12 protein-coding genes and 1 tRNA gene are annotated in these 15,561 nt (G+C 58.7%); 7 read left to right on the top strand and 6 right to left on the bottom strand.

What is annotated here, in order from left to right; genetic code table 11:
* Nucleotides 1-28 precede the first annotated feature (28 nt).
* Complete coding sequence (locus ACVWXW_RS07145) at nt 29-2,044, bottom strand: diguanylate cyclase domain-containing protein (RefSeq protein ID WP_457403346.1); 2,016 nt, start codon at nt 2,042-2,044, stop codon at nt 29-31.
* Between the two features lie 675 nt (nt 2,045-2,719).
* Between ACVWXW_RS07145 and ACVWXW_RS07140 the strand changes: the two genes are divergently transcribed.
* From ACVWXW_RS07140 to ACVWXW_RS07125, 4 genes are all read left to right on the top strand, one after another.
* Complete coding sequence (locus ACVWXW_RS07140) at nt 2,720-3,079, top strand: hypothetical protein (RefSeq protein ID WP_011433745.1); 360 nt, start codon at nt 2,720-2,722, stop codon at nt 3,077-3,079.
* Between the two features lie 249 nt (nt 3,080-3,328).
* Nucleotides 3,329-4,249, top strand: coding sequence for an L-lactate dehydrogenase (locus tag ACVWXW_RS07135; protein WP_011433746.1), 921 nt, complete (start codon nt 3,329-3,331; stop codon nt 4,247-4,249).
* Nucleotides 4,250-4,341: 92 nt separating this feature from the next.
* Nucleotides 4,342-5,061, top strand: a complete 720-nt coding sequence (trmB, locus tag ACVWXW_RS07130; RefSeq protein WP_414343030.1) for a tRNA (guanosine(46)-N7)-methyltransferase TrmB — start codon at nt 4,342-4,344, stop codon at nt 5,059-5,061.
* A gap of 98 nt (nt 5,062-5,159) precedes the next feature.
* Entirely contained in the window at nt 5,160-6,743 is a 1,584-nt protein-coding gene (locus tag ACVWXW_RS07125) for a CPBP family glutamic-type intramembrane protease (RefSeq protein ID WP_457403345.1), read from the top strand.
* A 12-nt stretch (nt 6,744-6,755) separates the two neighbouring features.
* Here the strand turns inward: ACVWXW_RS07125 and ACVWXW_RS07120 are convergent, their stop codons facing one another.
* From ACVWXW_RS07120 to ACVWXW_RS07110, 3 genes are all read right to left on the bottom strand, one after another.
* On the bottom strand, nt 6,756-7,817 hold the full coding sequence (locus ACVWXW_RS07120) for a J domain-containing protein (RefSeq protein WP_457403344.1): 1,062 nt from the start codon (nt 7,815-7,817) through the stop codon (nt 6,756-6,758).
* A complete protein-coding gene (locus ACVWXW_RS07115; RefSeq protein ID WP_457403343.1) occupies nt 7,775-8,632 on the bottom strand; it encodes an ABC transporter substrate-binding protein in 858 nt (285 codons plus the stop codon). Before ACVWXW_RS07115 ends, ACVWXW_RS07120 begins: the two co-directional genes overlap by 43 nt.
* 158 nt (nt 8,633-8,790) lie before the next feature.
* On the bottom strand, nt 8,791-9,663 hold the full coding sequence (locus tag ACVWXW_RS07110) for an inositol monophosphatase family protein (protein ID WP_414332096.1): 873 nt from the start codon (nt 9,661-9,663) through the stop codon (nt 8,791-8,793).
* Nucleotides 9,664-9,945: 282 nt separating this feature from the next.
* Here ACVWXW_RS07110 and ACVWXW_RS07105 point away from each other — a divergent pair, with 282 nt between their 5' ends.
* The 3 genes from ACVWXW_RS07105 to ACVWXW_RS07095 all read left to right on the top strand — a co-directional run bounded on the left by ACVWXW_RS07105 (nt 9,946) and on the right by ACVWXW_RS07095 (nt 12,644).
* On the top strand, nt 9,946-10,518 hold the full coding sequence (locus ACVWXW_RS07105) for an FHA domain-containing protein (protein WP_457403341.1): 573 nt from the start codon (nt 9,946-9,948) through the stop codon (nt 10,516-10,518).
* A gap of 350 nt (nt 10,519-10,868) precedes the next feature.
* Nucleotides 10,869-10,940: transfer RNA gene (locus ACVWXW_RS07100), tRNA-Gln, on the top strand.
* A 204-nt stretch (nt 10,941-11,144) separates the two neighbouring features.
* The gene (locus ACVWXW_RS07095) at nt 11,145-12,644 is read left to right on the top strand and encodes a cobyric acid synthase (RefSeq protein WP_457403371.1); all 1,500 of its coding nucleotides are present in this window, start codon (nt 11,145-11,147) and stop codon (nt 12,642-12,644) included.
* A 140-nt stretch (nt 12,645-12,784) separates the two neighbouring features.
* On the opposite strand, the gene ACVWXW_RS07090 is transcribed toward ACVWXW_RS07095, so the two are convergent.
* The gene (locus tag ACVWXW_RS07090) at nt 12,785-14,038 is read right to left on the bottom strand and encodes an RNA-guided endonuclease InsQ/TnpB family protein (RefSeq protein WP_457403340.1); all 1,254 of its coding nucleotides are present in this window, start codon (nt 14,036-14,038) and stop codon (nt 12,785-12,787) included.
* Between the two features lie 28 nt (nt 14,039-14,066).
* Entirely contained in the window at nt 14,067-15,464 is a 1,398-nt protein-coding gene (locus tag ACVWXW_RS07085; RefSeq protein WP_457403339.1) for a (Fe-S)-binding protein, read from the bottom strand.
* Between the last annotated feature and the right edge of the window lie 97 nt (nt 15,465-15,561).

Below are 15,561 nucleotides of genomic sequence, written 5' to 3'. Positions count from 1 at the left end.
CCTGCGATTTCTAGCTGACCCAACCAGCTTACAGGATAGTGTTGCGGACTGCTGCCGGGATCCCTGAAACTGGCCGATAGAGTCGAAAGCCGCTGCGGCCATTTTCCTTGACCTGGTAGAGGGCCAAGTCGGCATGGTGCAAAAGGGTGGACACTTCTACGCCGTCTTGGGGGTAGAGGGCGACGCCAATGCTGCAGGTCACGGAAAGGGAATGGCCCTCGCAGGAGAAGGGAGTTTGAAAGGCATCGACAATCCGCTGAGCCAGACGCGCTGCCACTGTGGGGCTGCCAATTCGGGGCAGCAGCAGGGTAAACTCATCCCCTCCCCAGCGGGCGACGATATCTCCAGGGCGAACGCACTTGGTTAACCGTTCAGCTACCCCCTGCAACAGGGCATCGCCGACACCGTGGCCGAAGGTATCGTTGATGTCTTTGAAGTGATCCAAATCCACAAAGAAGAGGGCCAGAGATTCACTGTAGTATTGCTGCAGGGCCTGCTGCAGCCGCTCCCGAAAGGATTCGCGGTTCACCAAACCTGTCAGGGCATCATGATGAGCGCGAAACTCCATGTAGGCTAAGCTCTGCTTTTGGGCGGTGATGTCTTCGCAGATGCCTTCATAGCCGAGGATGTTTCCGGCTTTATCTTTAACCAAACGGGCCTTTTCTCGGACCCAGATGATCGAGCCATCCCGCCGCCGCAGCCGGTACTCAAAGCCGCGTACGGATCCCTGCTCCTGCAATAGCCGCACAAATTCCTCCCACTGGCTGGGATCCACATAGAGCTGCCGCTTGCCCGCCTCTTTCGCTTCGCGCATCAATTCTTCGGGGGAGCTGTAGCCGCAGATCTGGGCCAGCATCGGGTTGGCGGAGAGATACCGACCTGCCGCATCGGTGAAAAAAATGCCCTCTACCGCATTCTCGAAAAAATTGCGATAGCGCTCCTCAGCCTGGCGCAGCTCCTCTTCCACTTGCCGGCGCTCCGAGATCTCGAGGGCCAGAGACACCAAATCCGCCAGGGATCCGGCGAAGTTTTGCTCTTCTAAGGTCCAGTGGCGAGGGGAGCCAATGTGCTCGTGGCAGAGAACTCCCACCATCCGTCCTTCCAGTCGAATGGGGGCATCCAGCATCGAGACCACTCCCATTGCTGTCAGGTAGGAATTGCCGAACTCGGCGGTGCGGGGATCCGCCACCACTTGGTCGGCAGCAATGGTGCGCTCTTGCTCCAGGGCTTGAAAATAACGGGGATAGTCTTTGGCCCAGATCTCCGCCCCTTGAGTATGGGATCCCTCGGGGTTGTCTGGGGTGATCTCGAATTGATTGATGCAGCGAATGCTGGAGCGCTCCGACGTGTAGAGCCAGACCCCCACCCGTGCCACCCCCAGGGTATGGGCGGCTGTAGTACAAATCTGTTGCAGAGCAGCTTGTAAGTCTCCTTGGCTGAGGGCTTTGTGCCGGGTGAGCTCCATCAGAGCCCGGTTGTGCTCCAACAGTTGCTTTTGGCTGCGCTGTAGCTGCCACTCCACTTGCTTGCGTGCTGTGATGTCCTGACAGGAGCCGACAATTCGGCTGATTGGCTTGTTCTCCTCAACTACTGGAGAAAGGGTAACGATTAGAACACGGGTCGACTCTGGGTCGGGAGCGGCAGAGGCCGTTAGGCTCAGCTCAAAGCTCACTTGCCGGCCATGGCTGAGGCAGTGTTCGGTGTGCAGTTGAATCTGCGCAGCCAGAGAAGGCGGTAGACAACTCTGGAGCTCTTCTCCCTCGATAGGTCGAGAGGAGAGAAAAAACATCCTGCAAAAAGCCGGGTTACCCACCAAAAACCGACAGCGCGGTTGAGGTGAGCCTCTTTCTGGCTCCGGGGGCAGACACTCAAGGACAAACAACCCATCGCTGACGCTCTCGAACATGGTGCGCAGCACAGCCCGTCCCCGAGCCTGTACCGGGCGCCCACGGTACATGACCTGGGGATTCCACAGATCGGCCCGCGTCAGCGCATCATAAACGCTGCCAGCCTGGTCTGGCCCAGCAGTCCCCCTTTCAACCATAGGCTAGGAACACCCAGTAGACGCTCGGGCAACGGGGAGGGCAAGCCGAAAAAAACAGCTATGAATTCACGCTGTCTCTGCCATTCTACGGTCATCCTATGGAATTGTTGGGGGAGTTTGTGTGTCTCTCGATACAAAAGATCCCCGGGCTGGCACGGGCTTTTGGGTGCTCCGGAGGGGATATTCTTTGAAGCAACTCTTGAGGTTAATTAAAAGAATTATTAAAAAGCCTGTCCTGCCGACGTGAAGGGCTATGCGTCGCCGTTTTCAAGGTTAAACCGCTTCTGGCTCCCGAACTTGTTCTACCCGTACATCGACACGCTTGGGAAGGAACCAGGCCCCTATTAGTTAGAACTGCTCTCATTAGAAAGAACCTCAGCTAGCCCTGGAAAAGGGATCCCTGCCAGACCCAGGATGGCTAATTCCGCGGGCGTGGGATCCCCGATGCATCCAAGGCAAGAGAGGAAGACTGATGGATACAACTCCACCACTCAACCGAGTAACAGCATAGCTCTATTGAGATTAGCTTTCAATAGCGTGCCGGCAAAGTAGGGATCCTCTTTGATAAAGACTTGCATTAAGCTTGAGGAGTCTGGTAGAGTGCTTACCCAAGTAGCAATTGCTAAAGATTTGCAGTTAAGTCTTCTCAGGAGAACAAGCTGCGGAGTGGCAAGCATGGCATGGCAACAGGTTCAGGCGGGGGTGTGGTGTAGGCAGTTGGGGCAATTGGCGCCTCAGTGGTGGTTGGGCTGGAGTCTGGAGCAGGGCTTTCGGCTCTACCGCAAAGAAGTTTCCTCTGCTCTGCCTTCTCTCTCTGCTTTGAGGATTCGCTACCAAGAGCGAGATGGCTGGCTGGACGTGTTTCTGGGAGAAGCGGAGCAATGTAACCGACGACGGCGCAGCCTTTTGGATCCGGCAGCGCGGGTAGCCTTGCACTACATGCCGGAAGATTTAGCTCAGATTCAGTCCCTAAAGTGTCCTCACGAGCGCATTCCTCCGCAGCTTTGGCAGCGGCTAACCCAGCAGCCGGGTTGAGGACTGTTGAAGGTTAGAGGGCTATTTATTGTTTTTATTGTTTCAGATGGATCCAGTCCGCTGCGGCAACCGATCCTGCCTCTTCTCGCCTTTCCAGTTCTTCTGGAGAGCGGTAGCCTGTTTTTTTCTTCCTCTAGGCAGGCTTAAGCTGGAGAACGAAGAGTAGCGGCTGCAGCCATGACTGTTTCTAAGCACCAACCCAAGCAGCGCTCCCAGCAGCAGGTCGAGGGGCTGACTTCTCGCCGCCTTTTGAAGGGATCCATCATCGGCGCCGGCCAGGTAGGCATGGCCTGTGCCTACTCGATGGTAATCCAGAACACTCTGGATGAGCTGGTCCTTCACGACATCGACCGCAACAAGCTGGAAGGGGAAGTGATGGATCTGGTGCACGGGATCCCCTTTGTGGAGCCGACGCGGATACGGGCAGGGGAACTGGCTGATTGCGCCGGGTCAGATGTAGTGATTTTAACGGCAGGGGCCAAGCAGCGCCCTGGAGAAACCCGCTTGGATTTGGTGCAGCGCAACGTCGAGATCTTCAAAGGCTTGATCCCGGCCTTGATGGCGCATTGCCCTGACACACTCCTTTTGGTGGTGAGCAATCCCGTTGACATCATGACTTACGTTTCCCTGAAGTTGTCGGGGTTGCCGGCAGGGCAGGTGATCGGGTCGGGGACGGTTTTGGACACAGCCCGCTTTCGCTATCTTTTGGCGGAGCGCCTGGGGGTGGATCCGCGTAGCCTGCACGCCTACATCATCGGCGAACATGGAGATAGCGAGGTGGCCGTTTGGAGCAAGGTGAACATCGCCGGCACCCCGATTGGGGAACTCTCACCGGACTGGGATCCCGCCTATTTGGGGGATATCTTCGAGCAGGTGCGCAACGCTGCCTACGAGATCATCCGTCGCAAAGGGGCCACCAGCTACGCCATCGGGTTAGGGGTGACGCAAATTGTCCAAGCCCTGCTGCGGGATCAACACCGCGTTTTAACCGTGAGCAGCCTCACCCAAGGGGAGTACGATCTGCCAGAGGTCTGTCTCAGCTTGCCCAGAGTGGTCGGGCGGCAGGGGGTGGAACGCACGCTGGCCATGTCCCTCACCGAGAGCGAGCGCAAGCAGCTGCACCGCTCGGCCCAGATCTTGCGGCAAGTCATCGACAGCATCCGGTGGTAGCCTAGATCTCCTGGACTTTTGTCGCTCCCCTCCAAGCTGGGGGATCCCTTGGTCAGTGGGCGAGGGCCGCAGCTGGCGGCAGGAGGTGGTCTATGGAAGCAGAGGTGCAACAGGGGCAGCAATCGCCTGAGGGCCAACTGGAGAAGCGCCCCCCTTCTCCGCCTTGGGCCGGGATCCCCTTACAGAGGGGCCTCGGTCACCGGGTACGGCAGCACGTCAATCCCCTGCAGGCGCAGTATCAGCAGCCCACCCCCCCACCCCATTGGGAGCGGGTATACCGACGGCTGGGGCAGCCCTTTCATCTGGATATCGGCACAGGGAGCGGACGATTTCTGCTGCGCCTCGCTCAGGAGCAGCCCGACTGGAACTTCCTAGGGGTAGAGATTCGGCAGGCGCTGGTGGAGCGGGCCAATGCCTGGCGGGATGAGCTGGGGCTGGATAACGTCCATTTTCTGTTTGCCAACATCAATGTCTCTTTGCGGCATCTGTTTGCGCCGGGGGATCTCAGCCGGGTGACCATCCTATTTCCGGATCCCTGGTTCAAAAAGCGCCATCACAAACGGCGGATCGTCCAGCCCCAACTGGTGGCGGATCTGGCTCTGCTGCTGCGACCGGGCAGCCCCGTCTTCCTGCAATCGGATATCCAAGAGGTGGCCGAAGAAATGGCAGCTCGATTTTTAGAGCATCCGCAGTTTTGGGATCCCCACCAGGGGCCTTTGGACTCCAATCCCCTCGGCATCCCCACGGAGCGGGAGTGGCACTGCCTACAACTGGGCCTGCCCATCTATCGCTATTGGCTGGAGCGACGGTGACAACAGGACAAATCCGTAATGCAGTAATAACAACTCCATTCCGCCAAGACAATACAGAAGATAGGATATAACCCGCTTGAGTTGGATCCGTCGCCGCAATGTCTCACTCTGAAACCACGGCCTCTGCCGACCCCTCTTCTGCTTGGTTTTCTGTTCGCCGTGGGATCCTCAACCTGCTGAGCCTATTGGCCATTGTGATTGTCGGGCTTTCTCTTTCCAGCAGTTGGTTTCAGCCGCCGCCCCAAACGCAGTTGGATTTGTTGCAAACCGATCTCGCCCTGCAGGCTTCCCGCACCCTCGATGATCCCCGCTATCAGGATCTGGCACGGGCACTTTTGGGTCAGGATGTGTTCAAGGTGGCCCAAAATCGCTATCAGCAGACCGCCGATAACTACACCGAACGCCTGAAACGTTTGAAACGGCTGGCCCGTTTAACTCCTGCTGGCGAATCTGAGGCGGCCAGCCCAGAACTGGCCCAATCTCCAGAGGTGGATCCCGCCCTTTTGGCCTCAATGCAAGATTTGCAGACGGAGCTGGATGCACTGTGGCTGCGCCTTGGCTTGCTCTATGCCTACCAAGAAGATCTGGAAGCTGCTCGGCAGCAATGGCAGCAGATCATCGACCTGGAACGTCCCGTGGAGCTGGAATCGAGCCAAAAGGGGGCAGCGCGGGTTTTGCAAGGGCTGTGGGGAACACCGCGGCGCATCTTGCCAGAGGCGGAGGTGCAGATTCGCAATCATCTGGATGGCTGGTTTGAGGCGGTGGCTCTGCAACAGCTTTACCGACTGCAGCAGCGCAGCGATAGCCTGAATGCCCTCAACCAACAGCAGGAAAAATTGGCCTTGGCGGCTCTATTTCGACTGGCGGTGGTGGGCGGGATCCCCGTGCTGGGGGCGCTGCTGGGGTTGATGCTCTTGTTGGGCTGGCTGGGCTGGAGCCTTTGGCGCAAACGTCCGCTCCTGGGCCCTGCTTGGGAAGTGCCTTGGCCGGGGATCGGGGCGCAAGCGGTGCTGACCGGCTGGTTTTTGGGGTTTATCGCCCTCAACGCTTTGGTGCCTCGACTTTACATCATCATCCTCGGCCTGGGGGCACGGCAGCTCAGCCCTTGGCAGCAGGCGGTAGCCCTGTTTCTCACCTACAATTCCGGCGCTTTGCTGGGGGCAGGGTTATTGTACCGTCTCTTGCACGCCTACCCCGGCTGGCAGAGGGTGCTGCAGGTGCGGTTGTGGGGTCCTTGGCTGCTGTGGGGCTTGTGTGGCTACTGGGTGGCCTTGCCTTTGGTGGTGCTGGCAGCGGCACTCTCGCAATTGCTGCTACCGCAGGCGGGGGGTGGGAATCCCATTTTGCCCCTGCTGCTGGATAGCCATGGTTGGGGGGCGCGGTTGGTGTTTTTGGCCGTGGTGTCTGTCTGTGCCCCTGTTTTTGAGGAGGTGCTGTTCCGGGGCTTTTGGCTGCCTACTCTAAGCCGCTACCTGCCTATGGGGGCCGCCATTGGGCTTAGCGCCTTCACCTTTGCCCTTGCCCACCTCAACCTTTCCGATCTGCTGCCTTTGACCATGCTGGGGGTGGTGCTGGGGGTGGTGTACAGCCACAGCCGCAACCTGCTGGCTCCCATCCTACTGCACAGCCTCTGGAATACGGGATCCCTGGTGACGCTGCTGGTGCTAGGGGGTGCGCGTTAAGGGGGGCTCTGCCTACTTTTTCCTGCCGAAGAGGCGGCTGAAGAACCCGCCGTTGTCTTCTTTGCGGGGAGGCGGCACCACTTTCTGAGCCTGTGACGTTTGACGGCTGGCCACTCGCGTTGGCGGGACGGAGTCCTTGGGGACGGGAACGGGCTGTTGGGTGGTGACTTGCTGCATCCAACGGCGCACTTCTGCCATCAACTCGGCGTTGGCAGGTTCTAGGCGACTGGCTTGCATAAAGTCTGCTTTGGCCATGCCAGCATTCCCCTGCTTCAGGTGGGCAATGCCCCGGTGCAGGTAGTAGCGGGCCACGTTGGGCTCAGCGCTGATGGCGAAGTTCAGATATTGCACTGCATCCCGGTATTGCTTGCGCTCGATCATGTCCAAGGCTTGGATAAAGCGGGTTTCCCCAGGGCTGAACTTGGGGGCAGGCGGTGGGGTGGGAACAGGCTGAACAGGGGGACGGGTGGGCGGAGCAACGACGGGGGAGGCTGGGATCCCACCCACAGTGGTACGGCTGGGGGAAGGGGTTGGGATCCCGGTCGCGGTAGTGGTTCTAGAGGCAGGGGCTAGGCTCCCCTGGTAGCCGGCCTTGAGCAACAAATAGGCCAGGTTCAGCTCGCTCAATTGCTCGGTTTTCTCGAGCAGGGTTTCCATGGAGCTGTATTGTTCTTTGGCCAGCTTCTCCACCCGCCTGACATACTCTTCTTGCCAATCGGGGCGCTCGGCCAAGCCTTTGACAGCTTCCCCAGAGGGCCAAAGGTCGGAGGGCGGTGTCTCCAAAAGGCGTTTAATCCGCATTTTGAGCACAGTTTCGTATTCCCCTCGCTCCCGCTCTTTGGTCAGCACTTCGTTGGCCGGGTTGACCAGCTTGGCAAAGAGGATGTTGGCGCGTTCTGCACCTTCGGGATCCCCCACAAACCGATCCGGGTGGAGGGCCTTGGCCGCCTGCAGGTAGCCGCGCCGGATCCCCTTGGAGTCGGCGGTAAGGGGCACGCCTAAGATGGCGAAATGGTCAGTCTCGTAGCGGGCTAGTCCTCGGTTGAGGCGGGGGACATTAGAGTTGGATCCCATAGTTGCCACTTCTCTAAAATCTGCTGCAAGGTTCCGTTTTCGATCAGGCTGGAAATCGCCCCATCCACAGCTTCCTTCAGGGAAGGATGCTGAGAGGATACTACTCCCACCAGAGGCATGGGGAACAGGGGCGGCCCCACCAGGCGCAGCCGGGATCCGGCTTGGCGCAGGTTCAGGGCGGCAACGGGCTGATCAACCAGCACGGCATCCAACTGGCCAGCCTGTAGCTGAGCAAACAAGCGCTCAGGGTTGCTGGTGGCAAAGAGACGAATGGCGTTGCCTCTCCTCTCGTTGTACGCCTCCAGCAGGGCTGCCCCCGTACTGTTAACTACAATGCCCACTTTGCGGCCAAATAATTGCGACAGTGTCTCGATGGCCGGTTCCTCTGGCCCGGAGGCGGGGAAGGGATCCCGTACCACCAAGCGCTGCGGGCTGAGGTAGTAGGGCCGGGTGGCCAGAAACTGCTCCGGATCCAAGCCCAAAGCTTCCCGCGCTCCCCAGATCAAGTCCACCTCATCCGCTTGCAAGGCCGCCAACTGCTCGCTCCAGGCCACGTAGATGGGATCCACCTGCACCTGAAGGGTTTGGTCAAGCGCCTCCAGGATATCCCACTCGAAGCCGGCGTAGGTTTGTCGCTCCAAGTCGGTATAGAGATAGGCCGGCCCCAGACTGGGATCCAAGCCAACTCGAATGCGCCCCCGGGCCTGGATCTCGGCCCAACGGGAATCGAGGGGCTGTGCCCGCTCGGTGGGGGCAACCTTCCCTTGTGCCGGCTGAGGGTAACCGGGGCCAGCAGTGGCGACCCCAAGGGCCATCGCTCCCAAGAGGAGAGCCAGGCCGAACTGTGCCGCCCGGCAGCCATGTCGCTGTTTTCCGGGGAGTCCGCTAACCCATCTCCTATCTACCCTGCCCAACATAGGGTTCTTGGAATCTTCTTGATTATTCCTCGATTATTCGTCAGCTACTTCTGTCTTCAATTCAACTCAACTGGGGAGCTTTCCCGGTTCTGATAGGCTGGGCGTGGATCCCGCCGCATGGGAAAGGAGACCGGCAAAGGCTGTACTTGGGCCAATTCTTCTTGCAGAGCAGCGTGTAACCAGCCATTGCTGGCCAACAGTCGGCCACTGTAAACATCCACCGGGCCGCCATCATAAGCGGTCACCTTGCCACCCGCCTCTCGCACCAGGACGATCCCTGCGGCAATGTCCCAAGGGGAGAGGCCCCGCTCCCAATAGCCATCCAACTGGCCGGTGGCCACATAGGCCAAATCCAGAGCTGCAGATCCGCCGCGCCGTACTCCTTGGGTGAGATGGGTAAAGTGGCAAAACTCGGCGTAGTTGTTGTCGGGGGTTTCGCGACGATCGTAGGCAAAGCCGGTAACCAGCAGGCTCCGAGACAATTCAGCCGTTGTGGAGACTCGAATGGGTTGACGGTTGCGGGTGGCCCCCATTCCTTGGACGGCGCGAAACAGATCCCCGCGAAAAACGTCACAAACAACCCCCAAAACCGGCTCCCGCCCCTGCAGCAAACCGATGGAGACGGCGGCAAAAGGGTAGCCATGGGCAAAGTTGGTGGTGCCATCTAGGGGATCGATCATCCAAGCGTAGGCGCCCTCCGGAGATCCCTGCTGGCCTGATTCCTCGGTCAAGATGACATCTTCGGGGAAGTGCCGCCTCAAGATTTTCAAGATGAGATCCTCAGAAGCGCGATCCGCCGCCGTCACCAAGTCGCCCGGACGTTTCTCCTCAATGGCAAGGGTGCCCCCCACATAACTGCGCAGCAAAGCTCCTGCCTCCAGGGCAGCTTCTGTGGCCACATCCAACCGACGCAGCAGGGCCTCCGTCACACCCTCACCTCAAGGTTAAAAACCTGCTACTCAGAATAGCCCGCCTGAGGCTGTGGCTCCCAAGGGATCCCTGAAAGCCAAAATAGGCCCGACCCAAACCCAATTTTTTGGGAAAGGGGGTATCTCCAAGACTGCCTATAGTGTATAGTACAGTACACTGGGGCTTGTGGGTTTTCCGGCAGCCCGCCAAGACCAGAGTTCCTTTGAAAGCAGTAGGGTTTTGGGGAACTATAGATAAGATTATAGATAAGACTTTGAATTTGGAAAGCCAAGCTGCTGTAAATGGCGTTGAGCGTTGAGGGGGGAAGGCCGTTGTCACATAGCTACGACGATTTCTTTACCTCCACCACGGCGGTTGGCGGGAAAAGTCTTCTTCCCAGCCAGGGCTTTGATCTGCCAGCAGATCTGTTCGATCGAGTCCCTGAGCAGCCGGTATCCCATCCGGAGTTCACCCTGTCCATCTGCCATCCTGTCCGGCCCTGCAGCTACATCCTGCGGGAGAGTATCTACACGGTTGGACGGGATCCCTCCAACGCCATCCAGATCGTCAATCGGTTTGTCTCGCGTCACCACGCTTACCTGGTGCGGGTGCCCACCAAGTCCAACCGGACAGGGTTTACCTATTGCCTGATCGACGGCAACCGCAAGGGCCAGTCCAGTACCAATGGGGTGTTTGTCAACGGCACGCGGGTGGCTACTCACTACCTGAGGAGCGGAGATGTCATCTATTTCGGGCCGGAGATCCGCGCCTATTTCTTCGAGGTGGCCCGCATTCTCCCTGTGAACCCCTTTGACATCGGCCCTGGCCTTGGCGAAGAGCATGCCTCTAACCCCCAAAACCCTGAACTTTGCTGAATTTACTGAGCTTTAGGCGGTTTGGCAAAAGTCATTGAGAGGGATATAGTAGACCAAGTTTCCCCCTGATCCTTGAGTCCACCGCAACGGTTGCCGGGAAGTGAAGGGGGAAAGCGCTCGGGGGGTATTCCTCAGGGCTTTGCGGGATACCGCCTTCCTGTTTGGACTCCGTCCCGCTGACGCGAACAGAGATAGGCAGGATGCGATCGCTTCTTTCCTGAACCATGTTCAGGAGAGTTCAGCGTGAATGTATCAGCTTCAGCTTCCCCACGACACAGGAAGCCACCGCAACCGTTGACAGATCTAAAGCTGCATCGCTAAATTAATTAAGCCGGTTAAGCAATGTGAATTGGGGCATCGCCAAGCGGTAAGGCAGCGGGTTTTGGTCCCGCCATTCGGTGGTTCGAATCCATCTGCCCCAGCTTAAAATCCAACCGAGAGCACAAAGGCGCAAGCCCTTGGGATCCCGTGCAGACCTGGGGTTTCGGCTCTTGGCATCAGCAGGGCGCGTTGCTCTGGGGAACTGAGGAATCATGGGGTCGCCTTTGCCAACGGAGGCCCTGGCTTGGCAGGACTGGCCGCGGAGAGAATGGCAACAACCAGAAACCAAGGGTGAGGGATCCGGGGTGAGCTGTTCAGGTCGATCCTTGATGGTGGTGGGAACTTCTTCCCACGTGGGCAAAACCCTGCTGGTAACAGCCCTTTGTCGCATTCTCAAGAAAGCGGGAAAAAGGGTTGCCCCTTTCAAAGCTCAGAACATGTCCCTCAACGCCTATGTCACCCCAGACGGCAAGGAGATTGCCTACGCGCAGGCTCTGCAAGCTTGGGCTGCCGGGATCCCCCCTGCGGTGGAGATGAACCCAATCCTTCTGAAGCCCCAGGGCAACCTGACTTCCCAGATCGTCTTGAACGGAGTGGCGGTGGGCACCTACCGCGCCGGAGAGTATTACGAGCGCTGGTTTGCGCCGGCCTGGCAAGCGGTCAAAGAAGCCCTTGCTCGCCTACAACAGCAGTACGACTGGATCCTTTGCGAGGGGGCAGGTAGCCCAGCAGAGGTGAACCTCAAACATCGGGACTTGGCAAATATGCGGGTTGCCTTGCATTTGGGATCCCCCACTTGGCTGGTGGCGGACATCGACCGAGGTGGGGCGCTGGCCCATGTGGTGGGCACACTCCAACTGCTGGAACCCGAAGAACGGGCCCTGATCCGGGGCATTGTCATCAACAAGTTTCGGGGCTCGCGGGAACTGTTGCAGCCCGGCCTGGATTGGCTGGAAAACTACACCGGGATCCCCGTCGTTGGTGTCTTGCCTTGGTTGGATTGGGTTCTGCCCCAAGAGGATTCGATGGGAATTGCAGCCAACCCCCTGCTTTGGGAAGATCGCCGCGACCGGGCCGGTGGCCAAGCCCTGAGGGAAGGGCGCCTGGAGATTGCTGTGGTGCGTTTGCCCCAGGTGGCCAATTTCTCGGATTTTGACCCCTTGTTGGCGGAGCCCACCGTCCATCTGCGCTGGGTTCACCTTGGCCAAAGTTTGGGATCCCCGGATGTGGTCATCCTGCCCGGCAGCAAAACCACCCTCAACGATCTGTTCGCGTTGCAAAAGACCGGCTTGGCCGAGCAACTGCGCCAATACTCCGGCCATATCGTCGGCATTTGCGGTGGGCTGCAAATGTTGGGAGAGACCATCGCCGATCCCGAAGGCTGGGAGGGGATCGCCGGCACCTACCCAGGGCTGGGCTTTCTCCCTTTGACCACCGTTTTACAACCCACCAAGGTCACCCAGCAGGTGCAGACCCAAAGCCGATGGCCTGCCCTGGCCCCCATTCAGGGGTACGAAATTCATCAGGGATCCACCCAGGCGGATCCCTCTGGCTGCCTGCCGCTGTTCGAGCAAGAGAACCTGGGCTGGCGGGATCCCACGGGTCGGATTTGGGGCAGCTATCTGCATGGCCTGTTTGACAACCACCTGTGGCGGCGACAATGGCTGAACTGGCTGCGCCGACAAAAAGGCTGGGATCCTTTGCCGGATCTGGAGGGCCACTATGCTCAGCAGCGGGAGCAATTGCTGGAGCGCCTGGCCGATCTGTGGCAGCCTCACCTGGACTTGGGCCTGTTGATGGAATAGCCCATCGGCGATGGGGGAGAGAAGTGGGGTGGGAGGCTATGTTGCGCCAGGTTACGCCAGCGCGACCGGAAATCCAGGATCCACTCAACCGGTTGCCTCGGCTACCTCTGCCTGACCCGAAGAAGTCCGCTCCGAAAGACTTATGCAACGCTGAACAAAACAGAACTTTGCCCAGCATCGCTGCTTTCTTCCTGCTTCAGCGACCCATGACTAGCGGCAGAGTTCACCCCCACCACCCCGCCAGAGGAGTCTCCACAGGCGTCACTTCCCCCAGAGCTTGAGGTAGTTCTGTACCACCGCAACAGGTTTAGGGCTGCATTCAAGTCGCGGTCTAGCTCCAGACCACAACACGGGCAGCAAAACACCCTTTCCTGCAGTGGCATCTTCTGTTGGTGCCCACACCCTGAACACAGTTGGCTGGACGGATAAAACCTATCCACCACCACCACCTGACAGCCGTAGAGCCGGGCCTTATACTCTAGCTGTCGCCGTTCGCGATAGCGGGACGGAGTCCTCAACTCGTAGAACCCACAGTCTGACAGCGCTCCTGCCAGCTTGCGGTTCTTGAGCAGGTTCTTCACCTGCAAGCCCTCAATCACTACCACCCGATACTTCTTGGCCAGGTAAGTCGTTAGCTTGTGCAGATTGTCTTGCCGATCGCGTAAGCGGGACGGAGTCCTTATGTCTACCACCCGCTTATGGGCCTTGCCTAACTGCGCCACTGCCTTCTTACGGTTAGCGGATCCCTTCTGCTTGCGACTCAGCCGCCGTTGCAGTCTGGCCAGACGCTTCCTCGCCTTGCGGTAGGGCTTTGGATTCTCGAATACTTCCCCGTCGGAACAGGTGGCCAGGTGATGGATACCTAAGTCCACTCCCACAACTTCCCCGGTCTTCTCCACCTGAGGCGCTGGAGCTTCATATTTGAAGGAGATATACCAATGTCCGGCGCGAAGACTAATGACCACGTTCTTGGGTGTGGTCGCCGGAAGTAACTCTGCACAGCGCAGCCAACCGAAGATAGGCACCTTGATGCGGTCGCCAGAAATGCGGATGCTGCCTTCTAGGTAAAAGCTGTCTCGCACTCCCTTGCGTTTGAAGCGGGGGAACTTCCCCAACCCACCCCGCCAGCGCTTAAAGGCTTGCTCCAAGTTGCGTAATGCCTGCTGAGGAGCGCATTTGGAGACCTGGTAGTACCAGGGGTTTTCCTTCTTAACCTCGGCTACCAGGCGCTTGTGCAGGTCAATGGCGGTGGGGAGTTTCTGCCGGTTCTCCAGGGCTTGCCGACAGATGGCCAGGCCCCAGTTGTAGGCGTGACGGGCTACCCCAGCGTGCTGAGCGGCTAGGGTCTTCTGCCGGTTATTCAGCTCTAAGCGGGTGCGGAATCCAAGCAGCATTCAGATAGCTGCGGCCAACATGCTTAGTTTAATGGCTATTTCGGTTCCGCAAAGTAACCAATTGTTCAGCAGATCGGGGACTAGAGGCAGCCCCTGTAGCTTGTTCGCGAAAGCGTCGCGCAGCGGTAAGGGAGCGATCCAACAATTCCATCGGGTGATAGATGGGGATCCCGGCTTTGCCCTGTAGGCGCAGATGTTTCTGGATTTGTAGGCGGCAGCCGATATTGGCAGAGACAATCCCCTGAGCACCGGTGTTAAGCAAGTTCTTTACCTTCTGGGATCCCAGCTCATCCGCCACCTGGGGTTGCAACAGGTTGTAGACGCCGGAGCTACCACAGCAGAGGGCCGCATCGACGGGATCCCGCAGCTCCAGCCCCGGGATTTGCCGCAACAGGTGTCGAGGTTCCTGGCTGAGCCGCTGCCCATGCAGCATGTGACAGGCATCCTGGTAGACCAGCACCAGGGGTTCCGGCTGTAGCGGATGTAGGGGAGCCGTTAACCCCACCTGAGCGAGAAACTCCTGAATGTCCTTGACCTGGGCGGCAAATCGGGCTGCCTTCTCTTTGTAGTCGGGATCCCTGGCCAACAGGTGGCCATACTCCTTCAGGGTATGCCCGCAGCCAGAAGCGTTGATCAGAATGGCATCCAACTCGTAATCGGCAAAGGCATCGATCATCTGGCGGGCCAGGGTTTCCGCCTGCTGCAGTTGCCCTTGATGGTGGGGCAAGGCCGCACAACAGCCCTGGACAGGCGGGATCACCACCTCACAGCCGTTGTGGGTCAAGACGCGAATGCTGGCCTCATTCACCTGCGGGGCAAACAGGCGCTGCACGCAGCCCAAAATGAGTCCCACCCGAAAACGGCGTTCTCCCACCGCCGGGATCCGCTCAGGGTAACGCTTGGGCAGCAGTTGCTCCACCTCCAGGGGGGGCATCAGGGATTCCATGGCCGCCAAACGCGGGGAGACCTTTTCCAGACCCTTTCGGATCCAAGCGCCGATCCCCATTTTTTGGTACAGCCAGAGAGGCCACAGCAGCGGTTGCAGCCGCTCCGGGTAAGGAAACACCGAGAAGATGAACTGGCGGTAAAGCCGATCCCAAAGGCTACGTGGGTAGTTGCGTTCGATTTGCGGGCGGGTGGCGGCAATTAAGCGGTCATATTGCACCCCCGATGGACAGGCCGTAACACAGGCCAAACAGCCCAAACAACTGTCGAAGTGGGAAACCGTAGCCGCAGAAAGGGCGATCTGCCCCTGGTTGAGGGCATCCATCTGATAGATCCGCCCCCGCGGCGAGTCCGTCTCTTTGCCGATTACACGGTAGCTGGGGCAGGTGGTCAGGCAAAACCCGCAATGCACGCAGGCATCGATCAGCTTGGGATCCGGGGGATCCACGCCGTCAAAACTTGGCCCTTTGTATACGTTCATCGGCCTCTAGCTCTCAGCACAAAAGCCTGCTGTACAGACTCAATCTTGCCTTTTGGCTTGTTTTGGGGTTTTGGAGGTGCCCCCGTTTCCTGCATCT

This window comes from Thermostichus sp. MS-CIW-30 (genome assembly GCF_054058015.1).
The sequence above is the reverse complement of the archived record's forward strand: the minus strand, read 5'-3'. Positions and strand labels throughout refer to the sequence as shown.

Coding starts and splice junctions, on each gene's coding strand:
- ACVWXW_RS07145 (WP_457403346.1), bottom strand. CDS start 2,044: ATGGTTGAAAGGGGGACTGCTGGGCCAGACCAGGCTGGCAGCGTTTAT.
- ACVWXW_RS07140 (WP_011433745.1), top strand. CDS start 2,720: ATGGCATGGCAACAGGTTCAGGCGGGGGTGTGGTGTAGGCAGTTGGGG.
- trmB (WP_414343030.1), top strand. CDS start 4,342: ATGGAAGCAGAGGTGCAACAGGGGCAGCAATCGCCTGAGGGCCAACTG.
- ACVWXW_RS07125 (WP_457403345.1), top strand. CDS start 5,160: ATGTCTCACTCTGAAACCACGGCCTCTGCCGACCCCTCTTCTGCTTGG.
- ACVWXW_RS07120 (WP_457403344.1), bottom strand. CDS start 7,817: ATGGGATCCAACTCTAATGTCCCCCGCCTCAACCGAGGACTAGCCCGC.
- ACVWXW_RS07115 (WP_457403343.1), bottom strand. CDS start 8,632: ATGGCCCTTGGGGTCGCCACTGCTGGCCCCGGTTACCCTCAGCCGGCA.
- ACVWXW_RS07105 (WP_457403341.1), top strand. CDS start 9,946: ATGGCGTTGAGCGTTGAGGGGGGAAGGCCGTTGTCACATAGCTACGAC.
- ACVWXW_RS07090 (WP_457403340.1), bottom strand. CDS start 14,038: ATGCTGCTTGGATTCCGCACCCGCTTAGAGCTGAATAACCGGCAGAAG.
- ACVWXW_RS07085 (WP_457403339.1), bottom strand. CDS start 15,464: ATGAACGTATACAAAGGGCCAAGTTTTGACGGCGTGGATCCCCCGGAT.